The following is a 26,052-nucleotide window of genomic DNA, read 5'->3' on the forward strand; positions in this document are numbered from 1 at the left end:
GCGGGCCCTTGCGCCAGCGTCCGGAACGACGGTTGGCGGTAACTGCGCCCGCGTCGGTCCACTAACGCCACTGGCCGTTCCGTTGTTGCTCAAGCGCCGTAGCCGTGCCGTGCCGGACGTGGTGGACGGCGGAGTCGTAGGGTGTGCCGTCGCGGAAGCAGGCGTGTATGACGCGAAGCCAGCCCCGGCCGAGGATGCGAACGGTTTGAGGGTGGCGTTTGCCGCGCTCCCGGGCGCGTCGGTAGAGGTCAGCGGCCCAGGGGTTGTCGTGTCGGCTGTTGTCGGCGAAGTGGGTGAGGGCTTTTCGCGCGGGCCGGTTGGCGCCGTGCCGGAATCCCACAGCGTGGACCTTTCCACTGGCACGGGTCACGGGAGCCATCCCGACCTCTGCGGCGAGCTGGTCGGCGTTCAGTCCGCGCTCCAGCATGGGTCCGACCTCGCCGATGATCTGGGCGAGGTTGACCGTGCCAACGCGGGGCAGGGCGCGAAACAGCGCGGCGTAGGGATGGGCATCCAGTGCCTGGTTGATCGCGGCTTCGAGAGACTTGATCGCTCCGACGATCGCGCGGACCTGCCCGACCTGGACGGTCACCAGCGTTGCGACGACCTCGGGGCTGACCCTGCTGGCGGCCTTGGGGGCCGCTTTGAGCCGGTCGAGTAGTTGCGCGCCGCTCTTGCCGCCGGTGTAGGAGTGACGACGCAGAAAGGCATCCAACTTGGCAGGGGTGAGCGTGACGGCGGCCTGCGGGGTGGGGAAGCGGTCCAGGAACGCCAGTGAGATCTGGGCCTCGATCTGCTTGAACAGGCGTGTGGCTCCCGGCCAGTGCGCCTCCAGCAGGGCGCGCAACCGGTTGGTGAGGCTGGTCCTGGTGGCGACCAGGTCGCTGCGCTGGCGAGACAGAGCCTGTAGCTCCAGCGTCGCGGTTTCGGTTGGGGCCAGGATGCGCAGATGCCGGCCGTCGGTGCGCAGCAGGTCGGCGAGCATGAAGCTGTCGGCGTTGTCGGTCTTGGCGCGAGAGGCTCCCCATCGGGGCCGCATCGCGTTGAACGCGGCAGGGTGAACCGCGACGACCGGGTGGCCGGCCGCCAACAGCCGGTCGACGACCAGGCCCTTGCTCGTCTCGATCGCCACCGGCAACTCAGAGGGGGCACCGTAGGTCGCCAGGCGCCGCAGCGTGCCGGTGATCCCCGCCTCGGTATGCGGGAGCGTCCACCGGGCGGCCTTGCTCCCGTGTTCGTCCAGCACCGTCACCGACCGAGTGCGTCTGACCGCCCCAATCCCAACCGACCGTATGCACCTTGTGTCCTTCCAGGGGGAAGATCCACACCTCTGTCACGGAGAGGACGCCTGCCGGAAGCTCATTACTACGGCCCTCGTAGGGCAATTCCCTGATGCCGATCCGACGCCCTCGTCCCGGCGGGGCTGGCAACACTGTCGCAAGCCGTCCAGCGGCCGACCGATCGCAGGCCGTGCACCCACCAGGCCGAGAGGTGACAACCCCTACGGGGCTGCTCTACCAGGATCCTCTAATGAGTCGATCGCCCCGGTCCTGTGGAGTGAGAAGCGAAGTGGACGATCGTCACGGTCTGCGTTGTCTGGTTTGCGGTTGGGTAACGGCCCCTTCAGTAGCCGGTGGTGTGGTCTACAGATGGCGGTATGGCGGGATGGTGGCGGGCGTTTCTGATCGTCTTGGTGGCTGCGGCAGGGGCGGCGGTGGCCGCGCTGTCGGATGGCAAGGCGTGGGTGACGGTGCTGGGGACGGTGCTCGGCGGGGTGGGCGGGGCGTTCGCCCCGACCCTGCTGGAGCGCTTCCGGGCGCGTGATGACGCGCAAGCGGCGGCGGAGAAGGCAGCCGAGCTGGTGCCGGAGGTGGGTGGAGCGGCGGCTTTGCTGCATCCGGCGCGGGGAGTGGTGCCGTTCACCGGGCGAGAGCGGGAGCTGACAGAGCTGCTGGCCTGGTGTGAGGACGCTGAGGCGGGGCGGGTGCGATTGGTGACCGGGCCGGGCGGGGTGGGCAAGTCGCGGCTGGCGGCGGAGCTGGCCCGGCGGCTCGGGACCGGGTGGGAGGCGCTGGAGGTCGCCGACCACAGTGAGGCCGAGGCGCTGGAGCGGTGGCGGGCGATGTCATCGGGCCGGGTGCTGGTGATCGTGGATTACGCCGAGACCCGTACCGGGTTGGCCGGGTTGTTGCGGGAGGTGGCCGGGGATGCGGGGCGGCGGGTGCGGGTGTTGTTGCTGGCGCGCTCGGCCGGGGAGTGGTGGCAACAACTGGGGGCCGAATCGGTGCGGGTGCGTCAGATGGTGGCCGCGGCCGGAGCCGAGGGGATGGAGCTGGCCGAACAACTCCAGGCAGATGTCTTAGATGAGGAGGTTGTGGCGGCGGCGGTGCCGTACTTCGCTGATGCGCTGAAGGTGGCGGCGCCGGACCGGTTTGAGGTGGTGCTGGGCGAGGGGCGGCAGCGGATCTTGGACCTGCATGCGGCGGCGCTGGTGGCGGTGCTGCGTTCGGCCCGCCCAGGAGCGCGGCCGGGTGGGGTGGTGGTGCGGGTGGAGGAGGTGCTGGAAGAGGTCCTTGGTCACGAGCGGCGGTTTTGGGTGCAGAGCGCGCGGGCGCGAGAGTTGATGCAGGGGCCGTTCGGTCTGAGCGAGAAGGCGGTGCGGCAGAGCGTGGCGGCGGCCACGCTGCTGGGCGCCGCTGACCGGGAGCAGGCTGCCGAGGTGGCGGGCCGGGTGCCGGACGGGGTGGCCTCGGTGCGGGTGGCCGATTGGCTGCATGAGCTGTATCCGCCGGAGGATGATCGGGAATGGCTGGGGCGATTGCGGCCGGATCGACTGGCGGAGCTGCACGTCACCCGGGAGTTGAGCGGGTCGGCGGCGTTGCTGGAGGCGTGCCTGGAGAACCTGGATGCGCGGCAGGGGCGGCGGGCGCTGGTGACGCTGGCCCGGGCGGCTCAAGAGCTGGAGGCCGCGGCCCAGATCCTGCAGCGGCTGCTGCCGCAGGTGGCAGATGAGGTGGGGGAGCTGACGGCCTCCCGGGAGACGCTGGTGGCGTTGTATGAGGTGCTGCCGTACCCTTCGCTGATTTTGACGGAGGCGCACGTGCTGCTGGCCCAGCGGCTGCTGGGCAGTGTTCCGGCTGATGCTGACAACGCGGAGCGGGCGCGGTGGTTGTCCGCGCTGGGAACTCATTTATCGGAGTTGGGGCGTGCGGCTGAGGCACTGTCGGTAACGCAGGAGGCGGTGACCATCTACCGGGAGCTGGCTCAGCTCTACCCCGATCGCTACCGGCCCGACCTCGCCGGTTCTCTGTCCAACCTCGGCGTCTGGTTCTCGGAGTTGGGGCGTGCGGCCGAGGCACTACCGGTAACGCAGGAAGCGGTGGCCATTCGCCGGGAGCTGGCCCAGTCCTACCCCGATCGCTACCGGCCCGACCTCGCCGCCTCTCTGTCCAACCTCGGCGTCCGGTTCTCGAAGTTGGGGCGTGCGGCCGAGGCACTACCTGCCGACCAGGAGGCGGTGGCCATTCGCCGGGAGCTGGCCCAGCTCTACCCCGATCGCTACCGGCCCGACCTCGCCACCTCCCTGTCCAACCTCGGCGTCCACTTCTCGAAGTTGGGGCGTGCGGCCGAGGCACTGCCTGCCGACCAGGAGGCGGTGGCCATTCGCCGGGAGCTGGCCCAGTCCTACCCCGATCGCTACCGGCCCGACCTCGCCACCTCCCTGTCCAACCTCGGCATCCGGTTCTCGGAGTTGGGGCGTGCGGCCGAGGCACTACCGGTAACGCAGGAAGCGGTGGCCATCTACCGGGAGCTGGCCCAGTCCTACCCCGATCGCTACCGGCCCGACCTCGCCACCTCCCTGTCCAACCTCGGCATCCACTTCTCGAAGTTGGGGCGTGCGGCCGAGGCACTACCGGTAACGCAGGAAGCGGTGGCCATCTACCGGGAGCTGGCCCAGCTCTACCCCGATCGCTACCGGCCCGACCTCGCCGCCTCTCTGTCCAACCTCGGCGTCTGGTTCTCGGAGTTGGGGCGTGCGGCCGAGGCACTACCGGTAACGCAGGAAGCGGTGGCCATCTACCGGGAGCTGGCCCAGTCCTACCCCGATCGCTACCGGCCCGACCTCGCCACCTCCCTGTCCAACCTCGGCATCCGGTTCTCGGAGTTGGGGCGTGCGGCCGAAGCGGCCCGTATACAAGAGGAAGTCAAACGTGTGAGAGATGCCTGATCTCGGATCGAAAGCTCCAACGTTCGGAGAACACGACTGAGTCAGCCGCTGTTTTGGGCGATATGTGCGCGTGGGCGGCGCGGGCCGCGACCGGCCGAAGAGCCGCAGCGCGGCCGGCGACCGCCCGACGCGCGGCGAGACGCCGCAGGCGGATCGCCTTTAAAGACGTCTGGAAAGTTCTCATCGGGCTGGGACTGGACATGGGTCTTGACTGGTGTCAGGTCTCATGATCTGCGTGACAGATCGTGCTCAGGACCTCTGTGACACTTCGTCGAGTGCTGGTGGGGTTGAGCGTGGTCGAGCAGCGGTACCGATCACGTTGAGCTGACAGCCATGCCCTTTATCGTTGCCGCGGTATCGCAGGCAGATCCCACACCCGCATCATGTTGTCGTGATCGACCGTGACGGCGACCGGCCGGCCGTCCACCTGAGCGACAGCCACTGTCTTGACAGCATCCGTGTGGCCGGTCATCGGCTTGCCCACCGGTCGACGCGTGGTCAAATCCCACACCCGCACCGTGCCGTCCAGGTCACCGGTGACAGCGATCGGTCGGCCGTCCACCTGAGCGACCACCACCGCATAGACAGCGTCAGCGTGGCCGGCTAGTTGTCCTAGCAGGTCATGGGTGGTCAGGTCCCATACCCGCACGCTGTCGTCCGAGCCTCCAGTGACAATGACCCGCTGGCCGCTTACCCGACCGAGCGCCACTGCTTCCACGGAATTGGTGTGGCCGGTCATCGGCTTGCCTACCGGTCGACGTGTGGTCAGGTCCCACACCCGCACCGTTTCCTTCAGGCCGCCGGTGATGACAACCGGCCGCCCTTTCACCTGGGTGATTGCCACCGCACGGACACTCGCAACGGTGTCACCGGTTATCGGCTTGCCTACCGGTCGATGCGTGGTCAGGTCCCACACCCGCACCGTGCCGTCCCAGCCGCCGGTGACGACGACCGGCCGTCCCTTCAACTGCCCGACCGCCGCCGTGGTGCCGGTGTGGCCGACCATCGGCTTGCCCATCGATTGACGCGTGGCCAGGTCCCACACCCGCATCGTGCCGTCCTCGCTGAGCGTGACGGCGATCGATCGGCCGTCCACCTGAGCGACCGTCACCGACCAGACGACGCTGGTGTGGCCGGTCATCGGCTTGCCCACCGGTCGACGCGTGGCCAGGTCCCACACCCCCACCGTGCCGTCCCAGCCGCCGGTGACGACGACCGGCCGTCCCTTCAACTGCCCGACCGCCACCGATGCGACGGCGTCACGATCCCCCGTCGGTTCTGGCTCTTCCGCCGTCGGGCTCTTGGCGACCGGTCGGAAGATCACGGCGAGTGTGATGGCAGCCGCACAGGCGACGATCACTGTGATCCACATGGCACCGAGACGTCGACGGGGATGCTTCGGTGAAGACGGCGAGTAGGACGTGGACGAAGGAGGCGGTTGATCAGGAGGAGTCACCACCGCTACATGATCGCCGATAAAGGGCGGAGTCAAGCTGGCTATCGGCTTATCGGTCGATCACCCGAGCCACCGCAAAGACCGTAAGCCGCTAAACAACTCAGGCCGGCGACCTCTGAACCGCGCCGGGATTGCTGGAGGCTCTGATGTTCCCCGGCTTTCTCGGCCAGCCTTGAGCAGATTCAGGACCTTACGGCGGAACTCAGGGGGATAGCTCCTGGGCATGCTGACCTCTCTTGAGGATCTAGGCATGCAAGTCAACCAAAGCGACTCCACGAAAGCCGGGGAACATCACTCCACGAAACCCGGCGCGGTTCACTTGGGAGGGCCTTCGCCATGTCCATGACGCCGGTCAACGGTCGAACCATGTCCTCACTGACGGAAGAAGCAGCAGAACGACCACGGCGGCTGGCACTACAAGGTTGAAGTCGATCAAGTCAGCGGCTCTGGATTCCGGACCGAGCACAAGACCGGCCACGGAGAAGAGCGCCAGCAGGCTTTCAACAGCAAGTGCTGCGCCCCATATGCTCCGCTTGCGCGAGTCCCAGCTGAACGCCAGCCAGCCGATCAGTCCGGTGCTCACAAGCCCGAGGGCGTACGTCAGGACGAGAAATCCCGCAGCGCTCTCCGGCTCGACAGCCCCGCCGAAGAAAAAGCCGGAAAGCAACACGATTCCCACAAGCCCGAGCATCGCCTGGATCATCATGGCGACCTGTGCGCTCTTTACCGCACGCGGCACACGGCCGATCTTGTCTACCGTGACCATGGGACCCCTCGGAAATGTTGATCAGAGCTCATCTTCACCAACTACAGGAAACTCGGCGAAGTTCCAACCGGATGAGAACGATCGGCTCTGCTCACCGAGGTTGCTCTCAGCTGACCCCGTTGCTGTATTTCGCTGCTGTACGGACACGAAAAAGGCCCTCCGGGATCATCCCGGAGGGCCTCTGACCTGGGAGCCGCCTTGGGGAATCGAACCCCAGACCCCTTCATTACGAGTGAAGTGCTCTGGCCGACTGAGCTAAGGCGGCGTGCCGTGTTTCACCACGACTTACGGCAGTCTACAGGCTCCCAGGGCCTTCCCGCGCACCGGAATCAGCCGATCTTGGGACACTGGGTTCCATCGGCGGGGACGGTCAGATCGATCAGGTAGTCGTCCACCAGGCGATCCACGCACGCCGAGCCGGTCAGATAAGCGGTGTGGCCGTCTCCGTCGAAACCGACGAGGACGCCGGAGGAGAGCTGGGAGGCGAGGGCCTCTGACCACTGGTAGGGCGTGGCGGGGTCGCGTCTGGTGCCGACGACCATGATGGGCGGGGCTCCGGGGGCGTCGATCTTCTCCCGGGCCCCCGCCTTGACCGGCCAGTACGCGCAGGGCAGTGAGCTCCACATGACGTACGCGCCGAACAGGGGGGCGACCTTGGCCGCCTGTTCGGCCGCCTTGGCGTAGGCGGCGGGGTCGCGGGGGTAGATGCTGTCGACGCAGTTGACCGCCAGGTTGGACTCGGTCTGGTTGGTGTACTCGCCGTCCTCCCCACGGTCGACCAGCAGGTCGGCCATGCGGAGCAGGGCAGTGCCGTCACCCTTCAGCGCCTGGGCCAGCGCCTGGCGGAGGACCGGCCATGCCTGCCGGTCGTAGAGCGGGGTGATCACACCGAGGATGGCCCAGGCCTCGGTCACCGTACGGTCGTCGCCGGTCCTGTTGGCCAGGGAAGCGGTGTCCGCCCTGCGGAGCAGCGCGGTGATCTCCGCACGGGCGGAGGCGACGGAGCCCTGGAAGGGGCAGTCGGTGGCCGCGAGGCAGTTTTCGAGGAACGCGTCGAGAGCGACCTCGAAACCGCGTGCCTGCGCGGTGTTCAGCTCCAGTGGGTCGAGCGAGGGGTCCACGGCGCCGTCCAGGACGAGGGCACGGACCCGGTCGGGGAAGAGATCGGCGTAGACGGCGCCCAGCTGCGTGCCGTACGACTTGCCGAGGTAGGTGAGGTGGGAGTCACCGACGGCGGCACGCAGCAGGTCCATGTCCCTGGCGGCGTCGGCGGTGCCGACGTACGGCAGGAGCCTGCCCGATCGGGTCTCGCATCCGGCGGCGAACCGTTGCGCCCCCTCCTCGAGCACGGTGACCTCCCCCGGCGAGTCGGGCGAGCTGTCGAGGCCGACGAAGGTGTCCAGCTCGCTCGGCGACAGGCACCGGACGGGCGCGGACTCGCCGACCCCGCGCGGGTCGAAGCCCACGACATCGAAGCGCTCGCGAACCGCCTCGCTCACCGCGGTGCGGGCACTTCGCGCGTACTGCACTCCGGAGGCACCCGGCCCGCCGGGATTGAGGAGGATCGAACCGATCCGCTCCCCCGAGGCCGGGAGCCGGATCACGCTGAGCTCGATCTTCTCACCGTCCGGCTTGCTGTGATCGAGCGGTACGGCGAGCTTGGCACACTCGAAACCGTCCTCGCACTCGTGCCAGCCGAGAGCCGCTCCCGCCACACCGCGGCCGGCTCCGGTGCCGCCACTGGCGTCGGCGGGGACGTCGGTGCCGGTGCACGCGCTCGCGAGCAGGGCCACCGCCGCCAGTACGGCGGTCACACGGGATCTCACGCCTTGTCCGCTCCGTAGTCCGTAGGTCGGGGTCACACGCGGATCCGGCAAGGGGGCCGACACGTGGAGAGGCCGAACGGTCGAATCCTATGTGCCCGCGCCGAGCCCCCATGACGAGACATCGACCTCAGCGGGGACAGCCGATCGGTCACCCTTCCGGCCCGCTCTCGGCGACCCGCACCGCGCCACCGTACGCCTCGTCGTGCTGCTTGCGCGGGGAGCAGACCGAGGCCGACGGGCAGGCGCAGCGGCGGCCGCCGTCCTCCAGGCGGACCACGACGGAGTCCGAGGGTACGTTGCGGCCCACGACGGTTCCGGTGCCCTCGGGGGTGTCGACCTTCAGCCCGATCCGGGGCATCCTGCTCTGGGCGTCGAGGTAGAGGGGGTGCTCGTACTTCAGGCAGCACATCAGCCGCCCGCACGCCCCCGCGATGCGCAGCGGGTTGACCGGCAGGTCCTGGTCCTTGGCCATCCGGACGGAGACCGGCTCGAAGTCCTTGAGGAAGGTGGCGCAGCACAGGTCACGGCCGCAGGGGCCGATGCCGCCCTGGAGGCGGGCCTCGTCGCGCGGGCCTATCTGGCGCAGCTCCACCCTGGCGCGCAGGTTGCGGGCCAGGTCACGGACGAGGGCGCGGAAGTCGACCCGGTGCGGGGCGGAGAAGTAGACCGTGTAGACGTTCTCCGCGTCCAGGTAGTCGACGCCGACGACCTTCATCGGCAGCGTGTGCCGCTTGATCAGGCGCTTGGAGACGCTCCGGGCCTCCGCGCGGCGCCGTTTGTTGCCCTCGTCACGGGTGAGGTGCTCCTCGGTCGCGATGCCCGCGCACATCGGCAGCCCGTCGATCTCCTCGCTCGTCCACTGGGGAGCCCAGACGCACTCGGCGACCTCGGGCCCGGCCTCGGTGGGCACCAGCACCTTGTCGCCGACCTTGGGGCTGTGCTCTCCGGGGTCGAGGTAGTACAGCCTGCCGTAGCGGGTGAAACTCACCGCCATGATCATGCCCATATGGCTCCAAACCTGGGGGTACGGCTCGTGCTCACCCTATGTGTCGTGCCCCCGGATGTGCGGTGCCACCCGGTGCGATCATGAACAATCCCCCCGACCGCGGCATCGTCGTGCCGGACCTGCGGTGCCACCTGGCCACGGCCACCGGCCGCGTTCGCGACCTGCCCTTACCACTGTCGCCCGCTCAGTCCGCCCCCTCCTAGGACTCCGGGGGCTCGAACTTCGGGAACGAGCACTGCTCCGGCTCATCCGACCACGGAAGGAGATGCTCGACGAGCGACCCCAGCCACGACCTTCTCAGCAGGCAGTGCCTATCGATCGCGTTGGACACCCCCGGCAGTTCGCCCATGGCACGGGCGACGACCTTGGGGTCCGCGCCCGGCCTGAGCCAGGCTCGGAAGGACTCCGGCATGTCCTCGACGGCTATCGCCTGCAGCAGCGCGGGTTTGTCCGTGTTCTGGCTCCGAAAGTTCTCCCATGCCTGCTGCTGGTCCTCAAAGAGGACCCTTTTCACCTCGGGCCGGGCCTCAAGCGTCCGCCGGATCTCCGCCCTCTCACCCTCGGTCATCACATGGTCACATTTCGGGAATGGGTCATGCTGCTTGCAGAGGAAGACCGACACGTCGGCATCTCCGGACTGCTCGGGGCCGCTCATCGCCATGGTGACGATGTTCTCCCGTGACAGCGGGGAGGGCGCGGTGAACCGTACGGCTCCGAAGACCACCACGGCGACGGCCAGGGCCGCGGCGGCGATCCGGAAGGGAGCTCTGAGGCGGCGGCGGGCGGGGACGGTGAGCGGGCGGATGTTCTCGGCGGTCGCGGCGGCGGCGGACAAGGCGTCGCGGAGGCGGTTCTCGATGTCGGTCATGACTCCTCCTTGAGCATCCGGGCGAGGGTGGCCAGCCCACGCGCGAGGGTGGACCGGGCGGTGCCGGCGGCGATGCCCATGGTCTCGGCGATCTCCAGGTCGGACAGCTCCAGGTAGTAGCGGAGGGTCAGCGCCTCCCGCTGCCGCCTGGGCAGCGCGCACAGGGCCATGAGCACCTCGCGGCGCTCCTCGCCGAGCAGCGCCGCGTGCTCGGCGGACCAGGCCGGCGGCTCGTACGGCGCGGCCCAGCGGAAGGCGACCGCGCGGCGGCGCAGCACCGATCGCGCCCCGTTGAGGACCGCCGAGCGGATGTAGGTCAGCGCCCTGCCCGGGTCGCGCAGGCGGCGCCGTCCCGCGTGGGTGCGGGCGAACGCCTCCTGTACGACGTCCTCGGCGGTGGCCTGGTCGCCCACCATGAGCAGCGCCAGCCGTACCAGCCCGAGGTGATGTTCGGCGAACAGCGTCGCGATGTCGACGCGGTCCCTGGCCAAGGGCTCTCCGTGGGAGAGCAGTTCGACTTCCACATCACAGAGACGCCGTGCCGGGCCTTCTGCTGCTTCACCCGGCCCACGAACTCCACCCCGTCCGTGTTCTCCCTGCCTACGGCCCCCTTCCGGCTCGTAAACCCCGTCCGGCCCACGTGTCCCATCCGGTGAGTTCCACCCGGCGCACCGGCTCGGGCCGGCGTACGACCGCGCCCGCCCCCGCTCAGCGGCCGAGTTCGGCGAAGGACTTCTCCCAGCGTTCGGCGATCATCGAGATGTCGTAGCTCTGGGCCGTCTGGATGGCGTTCTTGGCCATCCTGTGGCGGCCCTCCTCGTCGTCGATCATCTGGATCAGCCCGTCGGCCAGGGCGTCCACGTCGTCGGCGGGAACCAGCAGTCCGTCGATCCCGGGTGTGATGATCTCGCGAGGTCCACGGGGGCAGTCGAAGCTGACCACCGGCACCCCGGAGGCGAACGCCTCGATGATGGTCATGCCGAAGCCCTCGAAGCGGGAACTGACCGCGTGGATCGACGCCTTGGCCAGCTCGCCCTCGATGTCACCGGTGGGACCCATGAAGGTGACGTTGTTGTGCAGCCGCAGCTTGACCGCCTGCCTGACCAGCTTGTCGCCGACCCGGCCCTCGCCGTAGATCCGCAGCTTCCAGTCGGGACGTTCCCTGGCCACCCGGACGAACGCCTTCAGCAGCCGGTCGTACCCCTTGACCGGCACCAGCCTGCCCGCGGCCAGCACGATCCGGTTCTCCTGCCTGGAGCGTGGACGCGGCCCGCCGGGCAGCCCGTTGCCGATGGTGAACACCCGGGTGGGCGACCCGTTGAGCATGTTCCGGTAGTCGTGCTCGTCGGCCTCGGTGAGGGTGACGACCGCATCCAGTTTCGGGTACCAGGTCCGGATCTCCTCGAAGATCCCGGGCTGGTGCGCCTCGAAGTGCAGGTGCTCCTGGGCGATCGTGACGACCTTCCTGCGGGTGTACCTCGCGGCCATGATGTTGAGACCCGCGCGGGTGGTGATCAGGACGTCGCTGCGGAGCCTGCGCAGCTCGCGGACGAGGACCTCGTCGCTCCAGGCGCTGAAGGACGCGTAGGCGCGCTCCTCGGGGTGGATCAGCGCGCTCTCCCGCGCGCCCAGCCGCTCGGCCCTCTTCGTGTACGGCCAGCGGACCCTGGCCCCCTCCCGCAGGTCCACCAGCGAACGGAGCCTGACCCGGGGGCCCAGCGGCAGGAAGGGGGTGTCGGTGTGCTGGAAGACGCTGACGACCTCGACCTCGTGCCGCTCGGACATGGCGGTGGCGAGGTCGAAGGTGGCGCGGATGGTGCCGCCCATGCCGTAGGCGTTGAGAATGAGAAAGGAGATCTTCACGGTTTCTCCTCTTCGATGCTGAGCGCGACGGCGAGACTGTCGGTCTCGGTGTAGTACGGGCGGACCCTCACCTGCCCGACACGCTGGGCAGGAAAACGAACTTTGATCTTCTTATCTGTTATGTCATCAAGACGGGTCGCCAGCGGCAGCCGGACCCCGGAGATCTCCGCGTACAGGTCCCAGAAGACCCGGCGCCGCACCTGCGCCTCGGCCATCGGCGCGATCTCGATCGCTCCCTCGAACCACCGTCCCTGGAAGGTCGCCGGCCCGCTCACCGGCTCCGGCCCCCGGCGGGCCACCGCCACCAGCCCGGCCTCCCCCCGGATCGGGTCACCGTACGCGACGGCGCCCTCGACGGCGATCACCCCGTCGTCCGCGGTCACACGGATCACCTCGACGTACGGCTCGACCTCGCGGACCCGCAGGCCCAGCGTGCCAAGGGAGGTGCGGAACGCCCTGATCTCCCGGTTGCGGCGGGTCTCGGCGTAGGACCAGAGCCCGTCGAGCGAGAACCCCGGGTCGTCGGTGGCGACGGGCTCGCCCCGGCATGAGGCCATCCAGGTACCTGGGGCCAGCACCGTCAGGTCCGCCGTCCCGCACTCCTCACCGGTCTCCACATGCCGCAGGACGATCTCCGCGTCCGTCGGTGCCGACCATTCGATCCTCAGCGTGTCGTCATCGCCCACCCGGCTCGTGACGGCCCGCCCGCTCACGGACGGGACCACCCCGTGGCGCGCCTCGGTGCTCACCAAAATTCCCCCGGTCTTCGCTGCTCATCCCCATAGAGCAGGACACTTCCCGTTGTTTTATAACAAAAGCATTGATTTTTGCCCGTGAATCCTAACGACCCACACTCATGCTTTGAGGTGATTTAGCGAGGAATGGTTCCATCTAATCGAAAAAAGACGGGTAGAGGGCGCGCGGTCGCGACGGCCCCCTACCCTCACCAGCCGATATCCGTCACACCGGGTTACCGGAAACCTTGAGGTGTCCGATATCGGCCAAAGTTGATCACCTCGAACTCCGGTCCCCGCCGGACCACGATGTGCGCCTCCGAAGCATCCATGCCGACCGGCCGGGAACCTCCCGGCCATCGCGGTAGCGCATGTCCGCCCGCCTGCCGCCCCCGGCGCAGAGCCTGCTGATCGTTTCAGCGGGCTCCGGTCCGCCCAGTTCCGACATTTCGGTCTGCATGACCAAAAACGTGAAAACCACCGCCCGTCGTGAGGCGGATCAGGCCCGGCCGACGCGGTTCAGAGCCGGGGCTCACGCAACGAGAGGGTCATCGACTCCACGGCCATCTGCGGGCTGACGTTGGCCGCCAGCCGCCTCCGGCAGCGCATGATGGCGTCGATCCTGCGCAGGGTGTCCTCCGGGGTGGAGGCACGGGCCAGGTCTTCCAGATCGGCGCGGCGGTCCTCGCCGGCCAGTTCCACGTGCGCGCCGAACTGCACGGCCAGCACGTCGCGGTAGAACGACACCAGGTCGAGCAGTGCCGCATCGATGACATCGCGCTTGGTACGGGTCGCCCGGGACTTCTGCCGGTCCTCAAGGTCCTTGAGCGCCCCGGCGCCGCCGCGGATCAGCCCCCGGTTGAGCCCCTTTCCGGTGGAGCCCTCGCCGTAGACCTGGCGCAGCTCGGTGATCTCCGCCTCGTTCAGCACCGCCGTGACCGCGGCGGCCTCGTCCTCGGCGGTCTTCACCAGGCGTTCGGCGGCCATCACGCACTCACCGACGCCGGTGAGCGACCTGGGGATGGACAGCACCGCCTCGCGACGCGAGCGCGCCTCCTCGTCCAGGGCCAGCCTGCGGGCGCGGTCGATGTGCCCCTGGGCGGCCCTGGCCGCGAACTCCGCCATCGCCGGCGGCACGTTCTCGCGCGTGGCCAGCACGTGGGCGACCGCCGAGGTGGGCGGGGTGACGAGCGTGACGATCCGGCAACGGGACCTGATGGTGATCATCATGTCGTCCGGAGCAGGCGCGCAGAGCAGCCAGACGGTCTTCGGCGGCGGCTCCTCGATGGCCTTGAGCAGCGCGTTGGACGCCCCCTCGGTCGCCCGGTCGGCGTCCTCGAACAGCACGACCCGCCAGCGGCCCAGCGTCGGCGCCCCGGCCGCGCGCAGGATGAGCCTGCGGGTGTCCTTGATGCCGTACGAGAGTCCCTGCGGGCGGACGATCTCCAGGTCCGGGTGGGAGCCGACCGACACCTGATGGCACATGTCGCAGTGGCCGCACCCCTGCTCGTGGCAGAACAGCGCGGCGGCGAACGCCCGAGCGGCCTCCTCACGCCCGGACCCGGGCGGCCCGGTGAACAGCCACGCGTGGGTCATCCCGGCGCCGCGCCCCCCGGCCAGCAGGTCGGCCCCGGCCGCCGCGGCCCGGCGGAGCGTTACCGCGGCCCGCTCCTGCCCCACAAGATCATCAAAGACTCCCACGGACCCAACCTACCGCCGGTGCCGGTCGCCGGGTCAGGAGCTCACGGAGAGGACTCCCCCGCGACCTCGGCTCCGCTCACGGCTCGCGAAGGCGCCGGGTCAGTCACGGATCGCCGGGATGGTCCCGGTGACGTCCTCCGACTCCTGTGGCACCGGGTCGGGCATGATCTCGCGGACCCGGTCGTAGATGAGCGAGGAGATCCGTTCCTGGGTCAGGGTCCCGTCGACGACCAGGTAACGATCCGGCTCCGCGGCGGCCAGTGCCCGGAACTCGCGGCGGACGCGCTCGTGGAACTCCAGCGGCTCCGACTCGATGCGGTCGGCAGCCCCGCCCAACCGGGCCAGCCCCACCGACGGCGGGGTGTCGATGAGCACGGTGAGATCGGGAACGAGCCCACCGGTGGCCCAGCCGTTGATCCTCTTGACGTCCTCGATGTCCAGCGCCCGGCCCGCGCCCTGGTAGGCCAGCGACGAGTCGACGTACCGGTCGGAGATCACCATGGAACCCCGCTGGAGGGCCGGGTGGATGACCTTCTCCACATGCTCGGCCCGATCGGCCGCGTACAGCAGGGCCTCCGACCTCGCGGACAGTCCCTGGTGCACCGCGTCGAGCAGGATCGCGCGCAGCCGCATGCCCACCTTGGTCGAGCCCGGCTCACGGGTCTGCACGACGTCGAACCCCTGGTCGCGCAGCCAGATCGCCAGCAGCCTGGACTGGGTGGTCTTGCCCGACCCCTCACCGCCCTCGAAGGCGATGAACATCCCGCGCGCCTGCTCGACGCTCTCGGGGGTGAACCGCTCCCCGCGCGCCGCGGCGATCAGGTCGGCGACGATCGAGACGCCCCTGCGGTCGTCCATCTGCCGTAGCGCGACGGTCCCGACGGCCATCGCGAGCAACCCGCCGACCAGCAGCACCAGGTTGGAGCCGTCGAACTGGTAGACCGGCTCCTGCCCGACCCTGATCTCCCGCTCGCCGAACAGGCCCGCCAGGGTCGGCGCGACCGCTACCACCAGCAGCAGGGTCACCCGGGCGAGCGACTGCAGGAAGGAGAACGTGCGGCCCCGCAGGTTGTCGTCCACCTCCAGCCCGATCATCGTGTAGCCGATGATCCAGGCGATTCCCGCGCACGCGCCGAGCAGCACGGTCAGCAGGACGACGATCACCAGGTTGTGGACGAGCGCGATCGCGACGAGGACCACCCCGGCCACCACGATCGACAGGCCGAACAACCGCCGCCGCGACAGTTCCCTCAGCAGCCTCGGCCCGAAGAACATGCCGGACGCCATGCCGACGAAGACCGCCCCGAAGACCACGCCGTACGCCGCGTCGCCGCCGCCCAGCGCGTCCACGTAGATCTTGGCCACCCCGACCACCGCGCCGCCGGCGGCGAACGCGCCCAGCATGCCGATGATCAGGCCGCGGATCAGCCGGTTGCCGCCGACGAACCGCCAGCCCTCGAAGATCTGCCGCAGCACCGACGGCGTGGAGGTCGCGGGCCGCGCGCCGGCCTTCGGGATGTCCTTGAGCGAGAGAATGATGAAGGCCGAGACCAGGTAGGCGAGCGCGTTGATGAACAGCGCCAGGTAGGTCTCCCGCTGGGCGAAGAACGGCACCAGGTTGCCCAGGGCGTCGTCGGCGACCGACAGCACCGCGAACAGCAGCGCGGCGATCGGCGCGGTCCCGTAGGTGACCAGGAGGTTGAGCTGGTTGGCCTCCTCCAGTCGCTCCTTGGGCACCAGGTTGGGCACCGTGGCGTCCTTGGCCGGAACCCAGAAGAGGTTGACGCACTCGACCAGGAAGGTGGCGATGATCACCCACTGGTAGTTGCCGATCAGCGGGATCGACAACACCAGCGCGAAGCGCAGGAAGTCGCAGAAGAACATCGTCATCCGCCGGTCGAACCGGTCGGCGAACGCGCCGGCGAGCGGGCCCAGCAGGATGGCGGGGAGCATCTTCGCCACGAAGACGCCTCCGATGGCCAGGCTCTGGACCTTGTAGCCGGACCCCACCGTGAGGTTGCCCGCCAGGGCGGTCAGTGCCAGCAGGTTGAGCCAGTCTCCGAGGCTGCACACCGACATCGCCGTCCACAGCTTGCGGAACGGGGTGTTGGCCAGCACGTGGGGGGGCTTACGTCGCGCGGTGCTCCGGCCAAGGGTGGTCATAGTGTCAGCGTATCCAGGTGCTCGCTGGGCTGGGGAAAACATGAGCCAGGCGGAAATGCCCGGCTGCTCGTCGCATGAGGGTAATGCCTACACCCTGTGCCCCGCAGGTGCCACACCCGAAAAGAAGCGTCAGATGCTCGTGTTTCCAGTGATGCGTCTCCGCGCCCTGGCCGGCTCTCCCGATCGGTGCCGGGCTACCGGAGCCTCTCGTTCCTGACTTCCAGCAGGGTTATCTCGGGTGGGGCACCCACCCGGACCGGCGGCCCCCAGAAACCCGCGCCCCGCGTCACGTAGACCTGGGTACCGTCCACCTCGCCGAGACCGGAGACGACCGGCTGCTGCATCGGGATGATCAGATTGAAGGGGACCATCTGCCCTCCGTGCGTGTGGCCGGACAGTTGGAGGTCCACCCCGTAGGTGGCCGCCTGGACCGCCTGGACCGGCTGGTGGGCGAGCAGGACCGTGGACCGGGAGCGGTCACGGCCACCCAGCGCCCGCTCGAAGTCCGGACCGTCACCCGATGCGACACCGCCGACGTCGTTGACCCCGGCGAGATCGAGCACGGCTCCCCCGTGGGCGATCTCCACGCGCTCGTTGCCCAGCGGGCGGATGCCGAGCTCGCGGAGCTCCTCGATCCACTCCTGCGGGCCGTTGGCGGTGTAGTACTCGTGGTTACCGGTGACGAAGTAGGCGCCGTAGCGGGATTCGAGGTCCTTCAGCGGCCTGGCCAGCGGGCCGAGCTCGGCCACCGTGCCGTCGACCAGGTCGCCGACGACGGCGACCACGTCGGCCTCCAGCGAGTTGATCATGCGGACGATGCGCCGGGTGTGCTCCAAACCGGTGAGCGGGCCCAGGTGGATGTCGCTGACAACCGCGAACCGCAGGCCGTTCAGGCGTGGATCCAGCCTGGGCAGCACCACCCCGGCCGACTCGATCACCGGGTCGCCGAGGGCGGTCCTGATCCCGAACCCGATCGTGCCGAGCGCCCCCGCCCCGGCGGCGACCGCCGCCGTACGGGCGATGAACAGCCTCCTGCTCAGCCCGCCTGCCGTGTCCTTCGCCCCGCCGCCGCGCGGCGTGCCTCCAGGGCCCGGTACGACGACCACCCCACCGACCGCGGACTCTTCACGGTCCGTCTGGGCCGTGGAGACGGACCGGAGGGAGTGCTCGGGGTGAACAGCGGCCACGGACGCCGGTGTGCCGGCGGTTTCGGATCGAACGGCGAGCTCCGGCTGTGCGGCTCGTTTCGCACGGCGGGCGACCACCCCCGGCGGCACCAGGTGCCGCTCGGCCCGATGCTCCACCCCGCGCACCACCAGCAGGGCCACGGCCCTGGGGATCTCCAGGACCACCAGGAACACGGCGAGGTAGAACATCGTCGCGATCCAGAAGAATCCCGGCCACGCCAGGAAGTGCCCCCACTCACTGCGGGAGGCGACCAGCGTCACGGGCGCGAGCACCGCCAGGCCGACGAGGATCCAGGTCAGCACCCGGCGGGTCCGCCCCGGCCGGGTGGTCGAACGGATCAGGCGACGCCACAGGTAGTAGTGGACCACCGTGATCGCACAGATGACCAGCGACACGAAGCCCACGATCGTCACTTGCCTTCCCTCTCGCGCCCACCGGCCGTCCCGGCGCGTTCCGAAGAACGCCCGAAACGGCGAATGCGTTCCCAGCGGGTGCGGAAACCCCGCCGGCCAGGGCCCCGTACCAGGGGCCCTGGCCCGGCGGCGTCAGGCCTTGGCCTTGGCCCGGGTGGTGCGGGGACGCTTGGGCGCCGGGCCTCGGGCGCGACGGTCGGCGAGAAGCTCGGCGGCGCGTTCGGTGGTGATCTGCTCGACCTCGTCCCCCTTGCGCAGCGAGGCGTTGGTCTCCCCGTCGGTGACGTAGGGCCCGAACCGCCCCTCCTTCACCACGATCGGCTTCTTGGAGACCGAGTCCTCACCCAGCTCGCGCAGCGGCGGCGCGGCCGTGGCCCGCCTGCCCCTGGTCTTGGGCTGGGCGAACAACTCCTTGGCCTGATCGAGGGTGACCGTGAACAGCTCCTCCTCCGAACCCAGGGAACGAGAGTCGGTGCCCCTCTTGATGTACGGCCCGAACTTGCCGTTCTGCGCCGTGACCTCCTGGTCGTCGATCACCCCGAGCACCCTCGGCAGCGAGAGCAGGAGCAGGGCGTCCTCAAGGGTGACGGTGTCCAGGGACATCGACTTGAGCAGCGACCCGGTGCGCGGCTTGGGGGCGTCGGCCTTCTTGGTCTTCTTCTTGCCCTCCGCCGGAGGCGTCTCCACCGGCAGGATCTCGGTGACGTACGGGCCGAAGCGACCGTCCTTGGCCACGATCACGTGCCCGGTCGCCGGGTCCTTGCCCAGCTCCCGATCACCCGTCGGGCGGGAGAACAGCTCCTCGGCCCTTTCGGCCGTGAGCTCGTCGGGGGCCAGGTCCTCCGGCACGTTCACCCGGACACCCTCGCGGTCCAGGTACGGACCGTAGCGGCCCACCCGGATCATGATGTCGGTGCCCCTGATCGAGAACGAGCTGATCTCCTTGGCATCGATCTCGCCGAGGTCCGTGACCAGCTCCTTCAGGCCGTCGCCGCCGTCCACGCCGAAGTAGAACCGGCGCAGCTCGGGCACCCGCTCCGCCCGGTCGTTGGCGATGTCGTCGAGGACCTTCTCCATGTCGGCCGTGAAGTCGTAGTCGACGAGGTGGCCGAAGTGCTGCTCCAGCAGGTTGACCACCGCGAACGCCAGGAAGGACGGCACCAGGGCGGTGCCCTTCTTGAAGACGTAGCCGCGGTCCAGAATCGTTCCGATGATCGACGCGTACGTCGAGGGACGGCCGATCTCCCGGTCTTCCAGCTCCTTGATCAGCGACGCCTCCGTGTACCGGGCCGGCGGCTTGGTGGCGTGCGACAGCACGTTCAGCGCGGACGCGGTGAGCGGGTCGTTCTCGCTCAGGTTCGGCAGGCGCTTCTCGGAGTCGTCGCGGTCGGTGGACGGGTCGTCCGCGCCCTCGACATAGGCCTTCAGGAAGCCGTGGAAGGTGATGGTCCGCCCGGAGGCACTGAACTCGACCTGCTCCCCCGAACTGGACGTGCCGTCCACCTTGACGGTGACCGACTCGCCGACCGCGTCCTTCATCTGGGAGGCCACGGTCCGCTGCCAGATCAGCTCGTACAGGCGGAACATGTCACCGGTCAGCCCGGTCTCGCCCGGCGTGCGGAACTCCTCACCCGAGGGACGGATCGCCTCGTGCGCCTCCTGCGCGTTCTTCACCTTGCTGGCGTAGACGCGCGGCTTGTCGGGCACATAGGCCGAGCCGTAAAGCTTGATGGCCTGGCTGCGGGCGGCGGCGACAGCGGTCTCCGACAGCGTGATGCTGTCGGTCCGCATGTAGGTGATGAAGCCGTTCTCGTAGAGGCGCTGGGCGACCTGCATGGTCGACTTCGCGGAGAAGCCCAGCTTGCGGCTGGCCTCCTGCTGCAGCGTGGTCGTCCTGAACGGCGCGTACGGCTTGCGGGTGTACGGCTTGCGCTCGACCGACCTGACCTTGTACGGCACACCGGCCAGGCGCCCGGCCAGGGCCTGGGCGGCCTGCTCGTCCAGGTGGAGCACATCGGCGCTCTTGAGGGTGCCGTTGCTCGCGAAGTCCCGGCCCTGGGCGACGCGCTTTCCGTCCACGCCGGTCAGCATGGCGGTGAACTCGTGCGGAACCTCGTCACCACCGGTGTCGAGCAGCGCCTGCAGGTCCCAGTAACTCGCGCTGGTGAACGCCAGGCGCTCGCGCTCGCGCTCCACGACCAGCCGGGTCGCCACGGACTGCACGCGCCCGGCCGAAAGCCGGGGCTTGACCTTCTTCCACAGGACCGGGCTGACCTCGTAGCCGTAGAGACGGTCGAGAATGCGCCGGGTCTCCTGGGCGTCGACCAGCCGCAGGTTCAGGGCGCGGGGATTAGCCACCGCCTCCTGGATCGCCCGCGGGGTGATCTCGTGGAACACCATGCGGTGCACCGGGACCTTGGGATTGAGCACCTCGCGGAGGTGCCAGGCGATCGCCTCGCCCTCACGATCCTCGTCAGTGGCGAGATAGAGCTCGTCGGCGTCCTTGAGCAGCTGCTTGAGCTTGCTCACCTGCGCCTTCTTGTCGTGGTTGACGACGTAGAGCGGCTCAAACTCGTGATCCACATTGACGCCGAGGCGTGCCCAGGACTCTCCCTTGTACTTCTCAGGGATGTCCTCGGCCTTCTCAGGGAGATCACGAATATGCCCGATGCTGGACTCCACGACGTAGCCGCGGCCGAGGTACCCGGCGATGGTCTTCGCCTTGGAAGGCGACTCGACGATCACCAGGCGGTTTCCGCCGGCGTTGCCGTTCTTGGCTGGCACGCTGCTTCCTACCTCGCTGTTCGCATTCGTTCCCCGTTTACTTCCCCTCGGGTTACCCGATCTGAGTCGGGAACACTCCCAAGGAAAGCCGCAAGGACGCAGAATAAAGCCCTATGAGTGTCGACGTCCCTCGGCTCACCCTCGGAGACTAATCGCTGTGCTGGACTACTCCTACTTGGTTCTCCACCTCCCGCGTGGCACCTCACGGGACGCAGCCCGCCGGATACTGACCGAACATGCAGAATACGGCGACTGGGAGCTCGACCGCCTGCGACTGTATCCCGATGGCCGCCGGGACGTCCGGCTGCGCCGGAAGATCATACGTGTGACCAGGACGATGTGATTCCGGACATGGCTTTGCCCGCCCCGGGCCGCGCCCCCGGAACGGGCAAAGCTTCCGTGCCTCGTCACGCGAGCGAGCACCGCACCACGCAGGCGCGGTCATCCTGTCTCGCCGCCGTCGAGGCGTCTGCGCGCCTTCCTCAGTGGCTCTGAGGAAGGCATGCCTAATGGGTGACTAATGCCTTACTTTTTACCGAAACGGATGCGGCGGGTGGTGCCGAAGACGGTCGCGGAGGCCGCGGCCAACGCGCCGATCAGCAGGGTGACCAGGGAACCGACGTTCATTCCGGTCACGCCGACGGGCTGAGCGGCACTCATCAGGCCCAGGTCACGGATCGGCAGGTCACCGGCCGGGGTGGAGGACGTCAGGCCCGTGACGGGAGCCAGCGGCGAGCTGCTGTCGGCCGCCGCGGCCCGCTTGCTCACCGGGGTGGCGGGCATGACGGGGAGCTCGGGCAGGCCGGCGGCGGCCGGAAGCCGGGACTGGCCCGCCTCCTGGGCACCGCGGGCGTCGGACGGCGACGCCTGACCGGCCTCGCCGCCGATCCCCGGAACGGCGGGGAGGACGGACAGCAGGCCACTGGTCCTGTGCCTGCTGGGCTTGCCGTCCCAGTCGCCTCGGCCGCCGTTGTAGTCGCCCTTGGGTCCGCCCGGTCCGCCCCGGTGACCACCCTCGTGGCCACCCCATTGACCGCCGTTGTGGCCGCCCCACTGGCCACCGCCCGGCCCTCCGGCACGGGAGCCGCCGAGGCAGCCCGCGGCGGCATCGCCCAGGACGGCGACCGCGTTGCCGCAGATGTTGATCGGCGCGGTGATCGGCGCGACCACCTGGTTGCCACCCAGGACGCTGCCCCGCCCGGAGGTACGGTTGCCACCGGCCCCCGCACCCGCGCCGCCGGAGACCGAGGCGCCGCCCCTGCACCCGGCCGCGGCCCGGCCGAGCACGCCCACCGCGTTGCCGCAGACGTTGACCGGCACGGTGATCGGCGCCACCACCTGGTTACCGCCGCCGATGCTGTGATCACCGTTCGTACGGTTGCCACCGGCACCGCCGCCACCGGGACCACCGGTCCCGACGGACGCACCCCCCTGGCAGCCGGCGAAGGCTCCACCCAGCACGGCCACCGCGTTGCCGCAGACGTTGATCGGCGCGGTGATCGGCGCCACCACCTGGTTGCCGCCCAGGACACTGCCCCGCCCGGAGGTGCGGTTGCCGCCCGCACCACCGCCGCCCTGGCCCGTCCCCGCGGACGAACCGCCCGGACAGCCCGCCCGGCCGTTGCCGACGGCGCTGCCGCAGACGTTGGCGGGCGCGGTGATCGGCGCGACCACCTGATTGCCGCTGCCGGCTCCGAAGCGCCCGTCGGTGTCGTTTCCTGGCCGGCCGTAGCCCGAGCCGGGGCCGCCGGGACGCGGGCCGCGCTCCCAGCCGCCGCCGTGGCCGCCGTGGTCGCCGTGGTCTCCATGCCCCTCATGGCCTCCGTGACCGCCGTAACCCGGCTTACCCGGCCAGTCGGGCTTGCCAGGGCCGCCGTGCTCTCCGGGGCCACCCGGCCGTCCCGGACCACCGGGGTGCCCGGGACCACCGGGCTGCCCGGGCCCGCCGGGGTGCCCGGGCCCGCCGGGGTGCCCGGGACCACCGGGGTGCCCAGGACCACCGGGCTGCCCAGGCCTGCCGGGCCTGCCGCCGACGACCTCGGCACCGCCCTCGCAGCCGGAGAACGCCTCGCCGACGACGGCGACCGAGTTGCCGCAGATGTTGATCGGCGCGGTGATCGGCGCCACCACCTGGTTGCCACCCAGGACGCTGCCCCGCCCGGAGGTGCGGTTGCCACCGGCACCGCCGCCGCCACCGCCCTGATTGCTCACCGAGGCACCACCCCGGCAACCGGCGGTTGCCCCACCGAAGATCGCGAAAGAGTTGCCGCAGGCGTTGACGGGCGCGGTGATCGGCGCCACCACCTGGTTGCCGCCGCCGATGCTGTGATCACCGTTCGTGCGGTTGCCACCGGCACCGCCGCCGTTCCCGCCCTGGTTCCGCACCGAGGCACCGCCTCGGCAGCCCGCCTCGGAACGGCCGATCACCGACACCGCGTTGCCACAGGCGTTGACGGGCGCGGTGATCGGCGCGACCACCTGGTTGCCACCCAGGACGCTGCCCCGCCCGGAGGTCTCGTTGCCCCCCGCGCCGCCGCCACCGCCGTTCTCGACGGACGCGCCGCCCTCGGAGGAGGCGGCCGACTGTCCGGCCACAGCGACGGCGTTTCCGCTGATGTCGATCGGCAGGGTGATCGGAAGGTTGACCTGGTTGCCTCCGGCGATCGAGTGGTCACCGTCGGTGTCGGCGAAGGCCGTACCGCCGCCCATGGCCATGACGCCCAGTGCGAGCAGTGCCGCAGGGGCCGTGCCCCTAACCCACGTACGCATGATTGAAGCTCCTAGCAGTCTCGGGGGGACCTTGAACCCTCGTGAGGGCATGCGAGAGCCGTGCGAGGACCGGACAGGTCCGCACAGCGGAGGCCCAGGCGGGCCGTCATGAGGAGTTGGGAACCGGCTGACTCGTCGGCCTGCTCGTCGCTCACCGGTGGAGCGGCTCTCCTGGGGACGGAGGATCGAGACAGGCTCCGCGACCGGCGGATCACTCGAAAGGAGATCAGGCCGGTCTACAAGACGATGTCAGTCAGGAGAGAAAGAAGGGTCGTCCGCCGCTGTGCGGACGACCGGGGGGAGCACGAACGCCAGCGGAACACGCTGTGTCGCCAGTCGCGGGTCGTAGGCGAACCACGCGACATCCCCCGGACCCGAGCCGAAGAGGCCGGATCCACCACCGCTCTGGGGCACGAATCCATTGCTGCCAGAACCGTGGTCGACGGTGGCGGGTGCCGGGGCGCCCGGCTTGGACTGGCTGGTGAGCCCGTCCACACCTCGCCCCGCCATGGCTTCGGCGTTGTCCGTCGCCGACGGTTTGCCGCTGCCCGTGGGGAAGTCATCGACCTTTGAAGCCGATCCGGAAGCGGCAGTGTCAAGGGTCTGGGAACGGGCCACTCCTGTCGCCGCGGTGGCGTCCGCGACCGCGGGAGTGGCACTGAGAAAGCCGAAGACGATCGCGAGCAGCCATGCGGCGGCCAGGAGGCCGCCGATGGCGAGGGCTTGCCTGATGCCCCACCGGGTGCCGGCCGCGAACCGCGCCATCCGGTCAGCCCGGTCGGGGATCGTGTCGTCGACGGAGAAGGCCACGGGCACGCGTCGAGCAGCGGGCGAGGACGCCCTCCACTGCTCGTGCGGCACGTGCGCCACATGGCCTCCCAAAGCTCCTGGACAGGCCCGCTTGGACACGAGCCACCCTTCAACGGAGAGTCACGTTAGCACTACATGGAGTCAACGCAACGGGTTTCCCGAGAACGGATCAGCAGCCGTCCAGGAATCGGTCAAGAACCCGGACCCCGAACCGCAACGAATCCACCGGAACCCTCTCGTCCACCCCATGGAACATCCCGGAAAAGTCCAGGTCGGCGGGGAGCTTCAGCGGCGCGAACCCGAACCCCCGGATTCCCATCCGGCCGAACGCCTTCAGGTCCGTACCCCCCGACAGCGTGTACGGCACGGCCAGCGCGCCCGGGTCCTCGGCGAGGAGGGCGTCGGCCATCGCACGCACCAGCGGCCCGTCGAAACCGGTCTCGATGGCGATGTCGTGGTAGATGAACTCCCTGGTCACATTGGGGCCGAGCAGTTCGTCGACGGTCTGGAAGAACTCGTCCTCATATCCGGGCAGGAAGCGGCCGTCCACGTGCGCGGTAGCGGCCTGGGGGATCACATTGGCCTTGTAGCCGGCCTCCAGCATCGTGGGGTTGGTGGTGTTGCGCAGCGTGGCGCCGATCATCCGCGCCAGCGGCCCCAGCTTGGCGACGGTCTTCTCCGCGTCGTCCAGGTCAAGCTCCAGCTCCAGCGCCCTGGAGGTCTCCTCCAGGAACGTCCTCACCGTCTGTGTCATCCGGACCGGCCACTCGTACCGGCCGATGCGGCCCACCGCCTCGGCCAGCTCGGTGACCGCGTTCTCCGCGTTGAGCATCGAGCCGTGCCCGGCCCGGCCGGTGGCGGTCAGGCGCATCCAGGCGATGCCCTTCTCGGCCGCCTCGATCAGATAGAGCCTGCGCGCCTCGTCGATGGAGACGCTGAACCCGCCCACCTCGCCGATCGCCTCGGAGCACCCGTCGAACAGGTCCTTGTGCTCCGAGACCAGCCACTGCGCGCCGTAGTGGCCCCCGGCCTCCTCGTCGGCGGTGAAGGCCAGCACCACGTCCCTCGGCGGGCGACGCCCCTCGCTGAGCCGCTGTCGTACGACCGCGAGGATCATCGCGTCCATGTCCTTCATGTCGACCGCGCCGCGCCCCCAGACGCAGCCGTCCGCGATCTCACCACTGAGCGGGTGGTGGGCCCAGTCGGCGGCGTTGAAGGGCACGACGTCCAGATGTCCGTGCAGCAGCAGCGCGTCCCGCGAGGAGTCCTCCCCCGCGATGCGGGCGATCACGTTGGCCCGCCCCCTGTCCGACTCCAGGATCTGCGGCTCCAGCCCGACCTCGGCCAGTTTCTCGGCCACGTACTCGGCGGCGGCCCGCTCCCCGGGCCCCGAATTGTCACCCGCGTTGGTCGAGTCGATCCTGATCAGGTCGCGGCACAGCCCGACGACCTCATCCTCACCGTTGAGCGTGGCCAT

Annotated in this window: 19 protein-coding genes and 1 tRNA gene; 3 read left to right on the top strand and 17 right to left on the bottom strand. The window is 69.3% G+C overall.

The annotated features are described in order from the left end of the window. Positions 1–61: 61 nt before the first annotated feature. The gene (locus ABT061_RS46975) at positions 62–1,294 is read right to left on the bottom strand and encodes an IS110 family RNA-guided transposase (protein WP_502991639.1); all 1,233 of its coding nucleotides are present in this window, start codon (positions 1,292–1,294) and stop codon (positions 62–64) included. Between the two features lie 399 nt (positions 1,295–1,693). Between ABT061_RS46975 and ABT061_RS46980 the strand changes: the two genes are divergently transcribed. Further along, positions 1,694–4,228 (top strand): tetratricopeptide repeat protein, encoded by a 2,535-nt coding sequence (locus tag ABT061_RS46980; RefSeq protein WP_350930212.1) that lies wholly within the window; start codon positions 1,694–1,696, stop codon positions 4,226–4,228. Positions 4,229–4,568: 340 nt separating this feature from the next. Here ABT061_RS46980 and ABT061_RS46985 read toward each other — a convergent pair whose 3' ends face one another. From ABT061_RS46985 to ABT061_RS47005, 5 genes are all read right to left on the bottom strand, one after another. Next, entirely contained in the window at positions 4,569–5,600 is a 1,032-nt protein-coding gene (locus tag ABT061_RS46985) for a WD40 repeat domain-containing protein (RefSeq protein WP_350930213.1), read from the bottom strand. A gap of 436 nt (positions 5,601–6,036) precedes the next feature. Continuing rightward, positions 6,037–6,450: a hypothetical protein gene (locus ABT061_RS46990; protein WP_350930214.1), complete on the bottom strand. Its 414-nt coding sequence runs from the start codon at positions 6,448–6,450 to the stop codon at positions 6,037–6,039. 191 nt (positions 6,451–6,641) lie between these two features. Further along, a tRNA-Thr gene (locus ABT061_RS46995) sits at positions 6,642–6,715 on the bottom strand. 64 nt (positions 6,716–6,779) lie between these two features. Then, positions 6,780–8,276: an alpha/beta hydrolase gene (locus tag ABT061_RS47000; protein ID WP_350930215.1), complete on the bottom strand. Its 1,497-nt coding sequence runs from the start codon at positions 8,274–8,276 to the stop codon at positions 6,780–6,782. Positions 8,277–8,424: 148 nt separating this feature from the next. Next, a complete protein-coding gene (locus tag ABT061_RS47005) occupies positions 8,425–9,282 on the bottom strand; it encodes a PSP1 domain-containing protein (RefSeq protein WP_502991638.1) in 858 nt (285 codons plus the stop codon). 80 nt (positions 9,283–9,362) lie between these two features. Between ABT061_RS47005 and ABT061_RS47010 the strand changes: the two genes are divergently transcribed. Beyond that, complete coding sequence (locus ABT061_RS47010) at positions 9,363–9,485, top strand: hypothetical protein (protein ID WP_350930217.1); 123 nt, start codon at positions 9,363–9,365, stop codon at positions 9,483–9,485. Here the strand turns inward: ABT061_RS47010 and ABT061_RS47015 are convergent. The 8 genes from ABT061_RS47015 to topA all read right to left on the bottom strand — a co-directional run bounded on the left by ABT061_RS47015 (position 9,482) and on the right by topA (position 20,996). Beyond that, a complete protein-coding gene (locus ABT061_RS47015) occupies positions 9,482–10,150 on the bottom strand; it encodes a permease-like cell division protein FtsX (protein WP_350930218.1) in 669 nt (222 codons plus the stop codon). The genes ABT061_RS47010 and ABT061_RS47015 overlap by 4 nt on opposite strands. Then, positions 10,147–10,674, bottom strand: coding sequence for a SigE family RNA polymerase sigma factor (locus ABT061_RS47020; protein WP_350930219.1), 528 nt, complete (start codon positions 10,672–10,674; stop codon positions 10,147–10,149). Before ABT061_RS47020 ends, ABT061_RS47015 begins: the two co-directional genes overlap by 4 nt. Positions 10,675–10,858: 184 nt before the next feature. Next, positions 10,859–12,013: a glycosyltransferase family 4 protein gene (locus ABT061_RS47025; protein ID WP_350930220.1), complete on the bottom strand. Its 1,155-nt coding sequence runs from the start codon at positions 12,011–12,013 to the stop codon at positions 10,859–10,861. Beyond that, the gene (locus ABT061_RS47030) at positions 12,010–12,762 is read right to left on the bottom strand and encodes a hypothetical protein (protein WP_350930221.1); all 753 of its coding nucleotides are present in this window, start codon (positions 12,760–12,762) and stop codon (positions 12,010–12,012) included. The genes ABT061_RS47025 and ABT061_RS47030 overlap by 4 nt, the downstream gene beginning before the upstream one ends. Before the next feature lie 504 nt (positions 12,763–13,266). Continuing rightward, entirely contained in the window at positions 13,267–14,448 is a 1,182-nt protein-coding gene (locus ABT061_RS47035; RefSeq protein WP_350930222.1) for a DNA polymerase III subunit delta', read from the bottom strand. A 99-nt stretch (positions 14,449–14,547) separates the two neighbouring features. Beyond that, a complete protein-coding gene (gene tmk / locus ABT061_RS47040; protein WP_350930223.1) occupies positions 14,548–16,611 on the bottom strand; it encodes a dTMP kinase in 2,064 nt (687 codons plus the stop codon). A 194-nt stretch (positions 16,612–16,805) separates the two neighbouring features. Continuing rightward, on the bottom strand, positions 16,806–18,212 hold the full coding sequence (locus ABT061_RS47045) for a metallophosphoesterase (protein ID WP_350930224.1): 1,407 nt from the start codon (positions 18,210–18,212) through the stop codon (positions 16,806–16,808). A gap of 132 nt (positions 18,213–18,344) precedes the next feature. After that, positions 18,345–20,996 (bottom strand): type I DNA topoisomerase, encoded by a 2,652-nt coding sequence (gene topA / locus ABT061_RS47050; protein WP_350930225.1) that lies wholly within the window; start codon positions 20,994–20,996, stop codon positions 18,345–18,347. Here topA and ABT061_RS48520 point away from each other — a divergent pair. Then, the gene (locus tag ABT061_RS48520; RefSeq protein WP_425427982.1) at positions 20,923–21,339 is read left to right on the top strand and encodes a DUF5703 family protein; all 417 of its coding nucleotides are present in this window, start codon (positions 20,923–20,925) and stop codon (positions 21,337–21,339) included. The genes topA and ABT061_RS48520 overlap by 74 nt on opposite strands. A 182-nt stretch (positions 21,340–21,521) precedes the next feature. Here the strand turns inward: ABT061_RS48520 and ABT061_RS47060 are convergent, their stop codons facing one another. From ABT061_RS47060 to ABT061_RS47070, 3 genes are all read right to left on the bottom strand, one after another. Next, the gene (locus ABT061_RS47060; RefSeq protein ID WP_350930226.1) at positions 21,522–23,765 is read right to left on the bottom strand and encodes a chaplin family protein; all 2,244 of its coding nucleotides are present in this window, start codon (positions 23,763–23,765) and stop codon (positions 21,522–21,524) included. Between the two features lie 249 nt (positions 23,766–24,014). Further along, on the bottom strand, positions 24,015–24,635 hold the full coding sequence (locus tag ABT061_RS47065; RefSeq protein ID WP_350930227.1) for a hypothetical protein: 621 nt from the start codon (positions 24,633–24,635) through the stop codon (positions 24,015–24,017). 109 nt (positions 24,636–24,744) lie between these two features. Then, positions 24,745–26,052 carry a M20/M25/M40 family metallo-hydrolase gene (locus ABT061_RS47070; protein ID WP_350930228.1) on the bottom strand — a complete coding sequence of 436 codons (1,308 nt, stop codon included), beginning with the start codon at positions 26,050–26,052 and terminating at the stop codon, positions 24,745–24,747.

It is taken from the genome of Streptosporangium sp. NPDC002544, from assembly GCF_040295965.1.
Lineage (GTDB): Bacteria > Actinomycetota > Actinomycetes > Streptosporangiales > Streptosporangiaceae > Streptosporangium.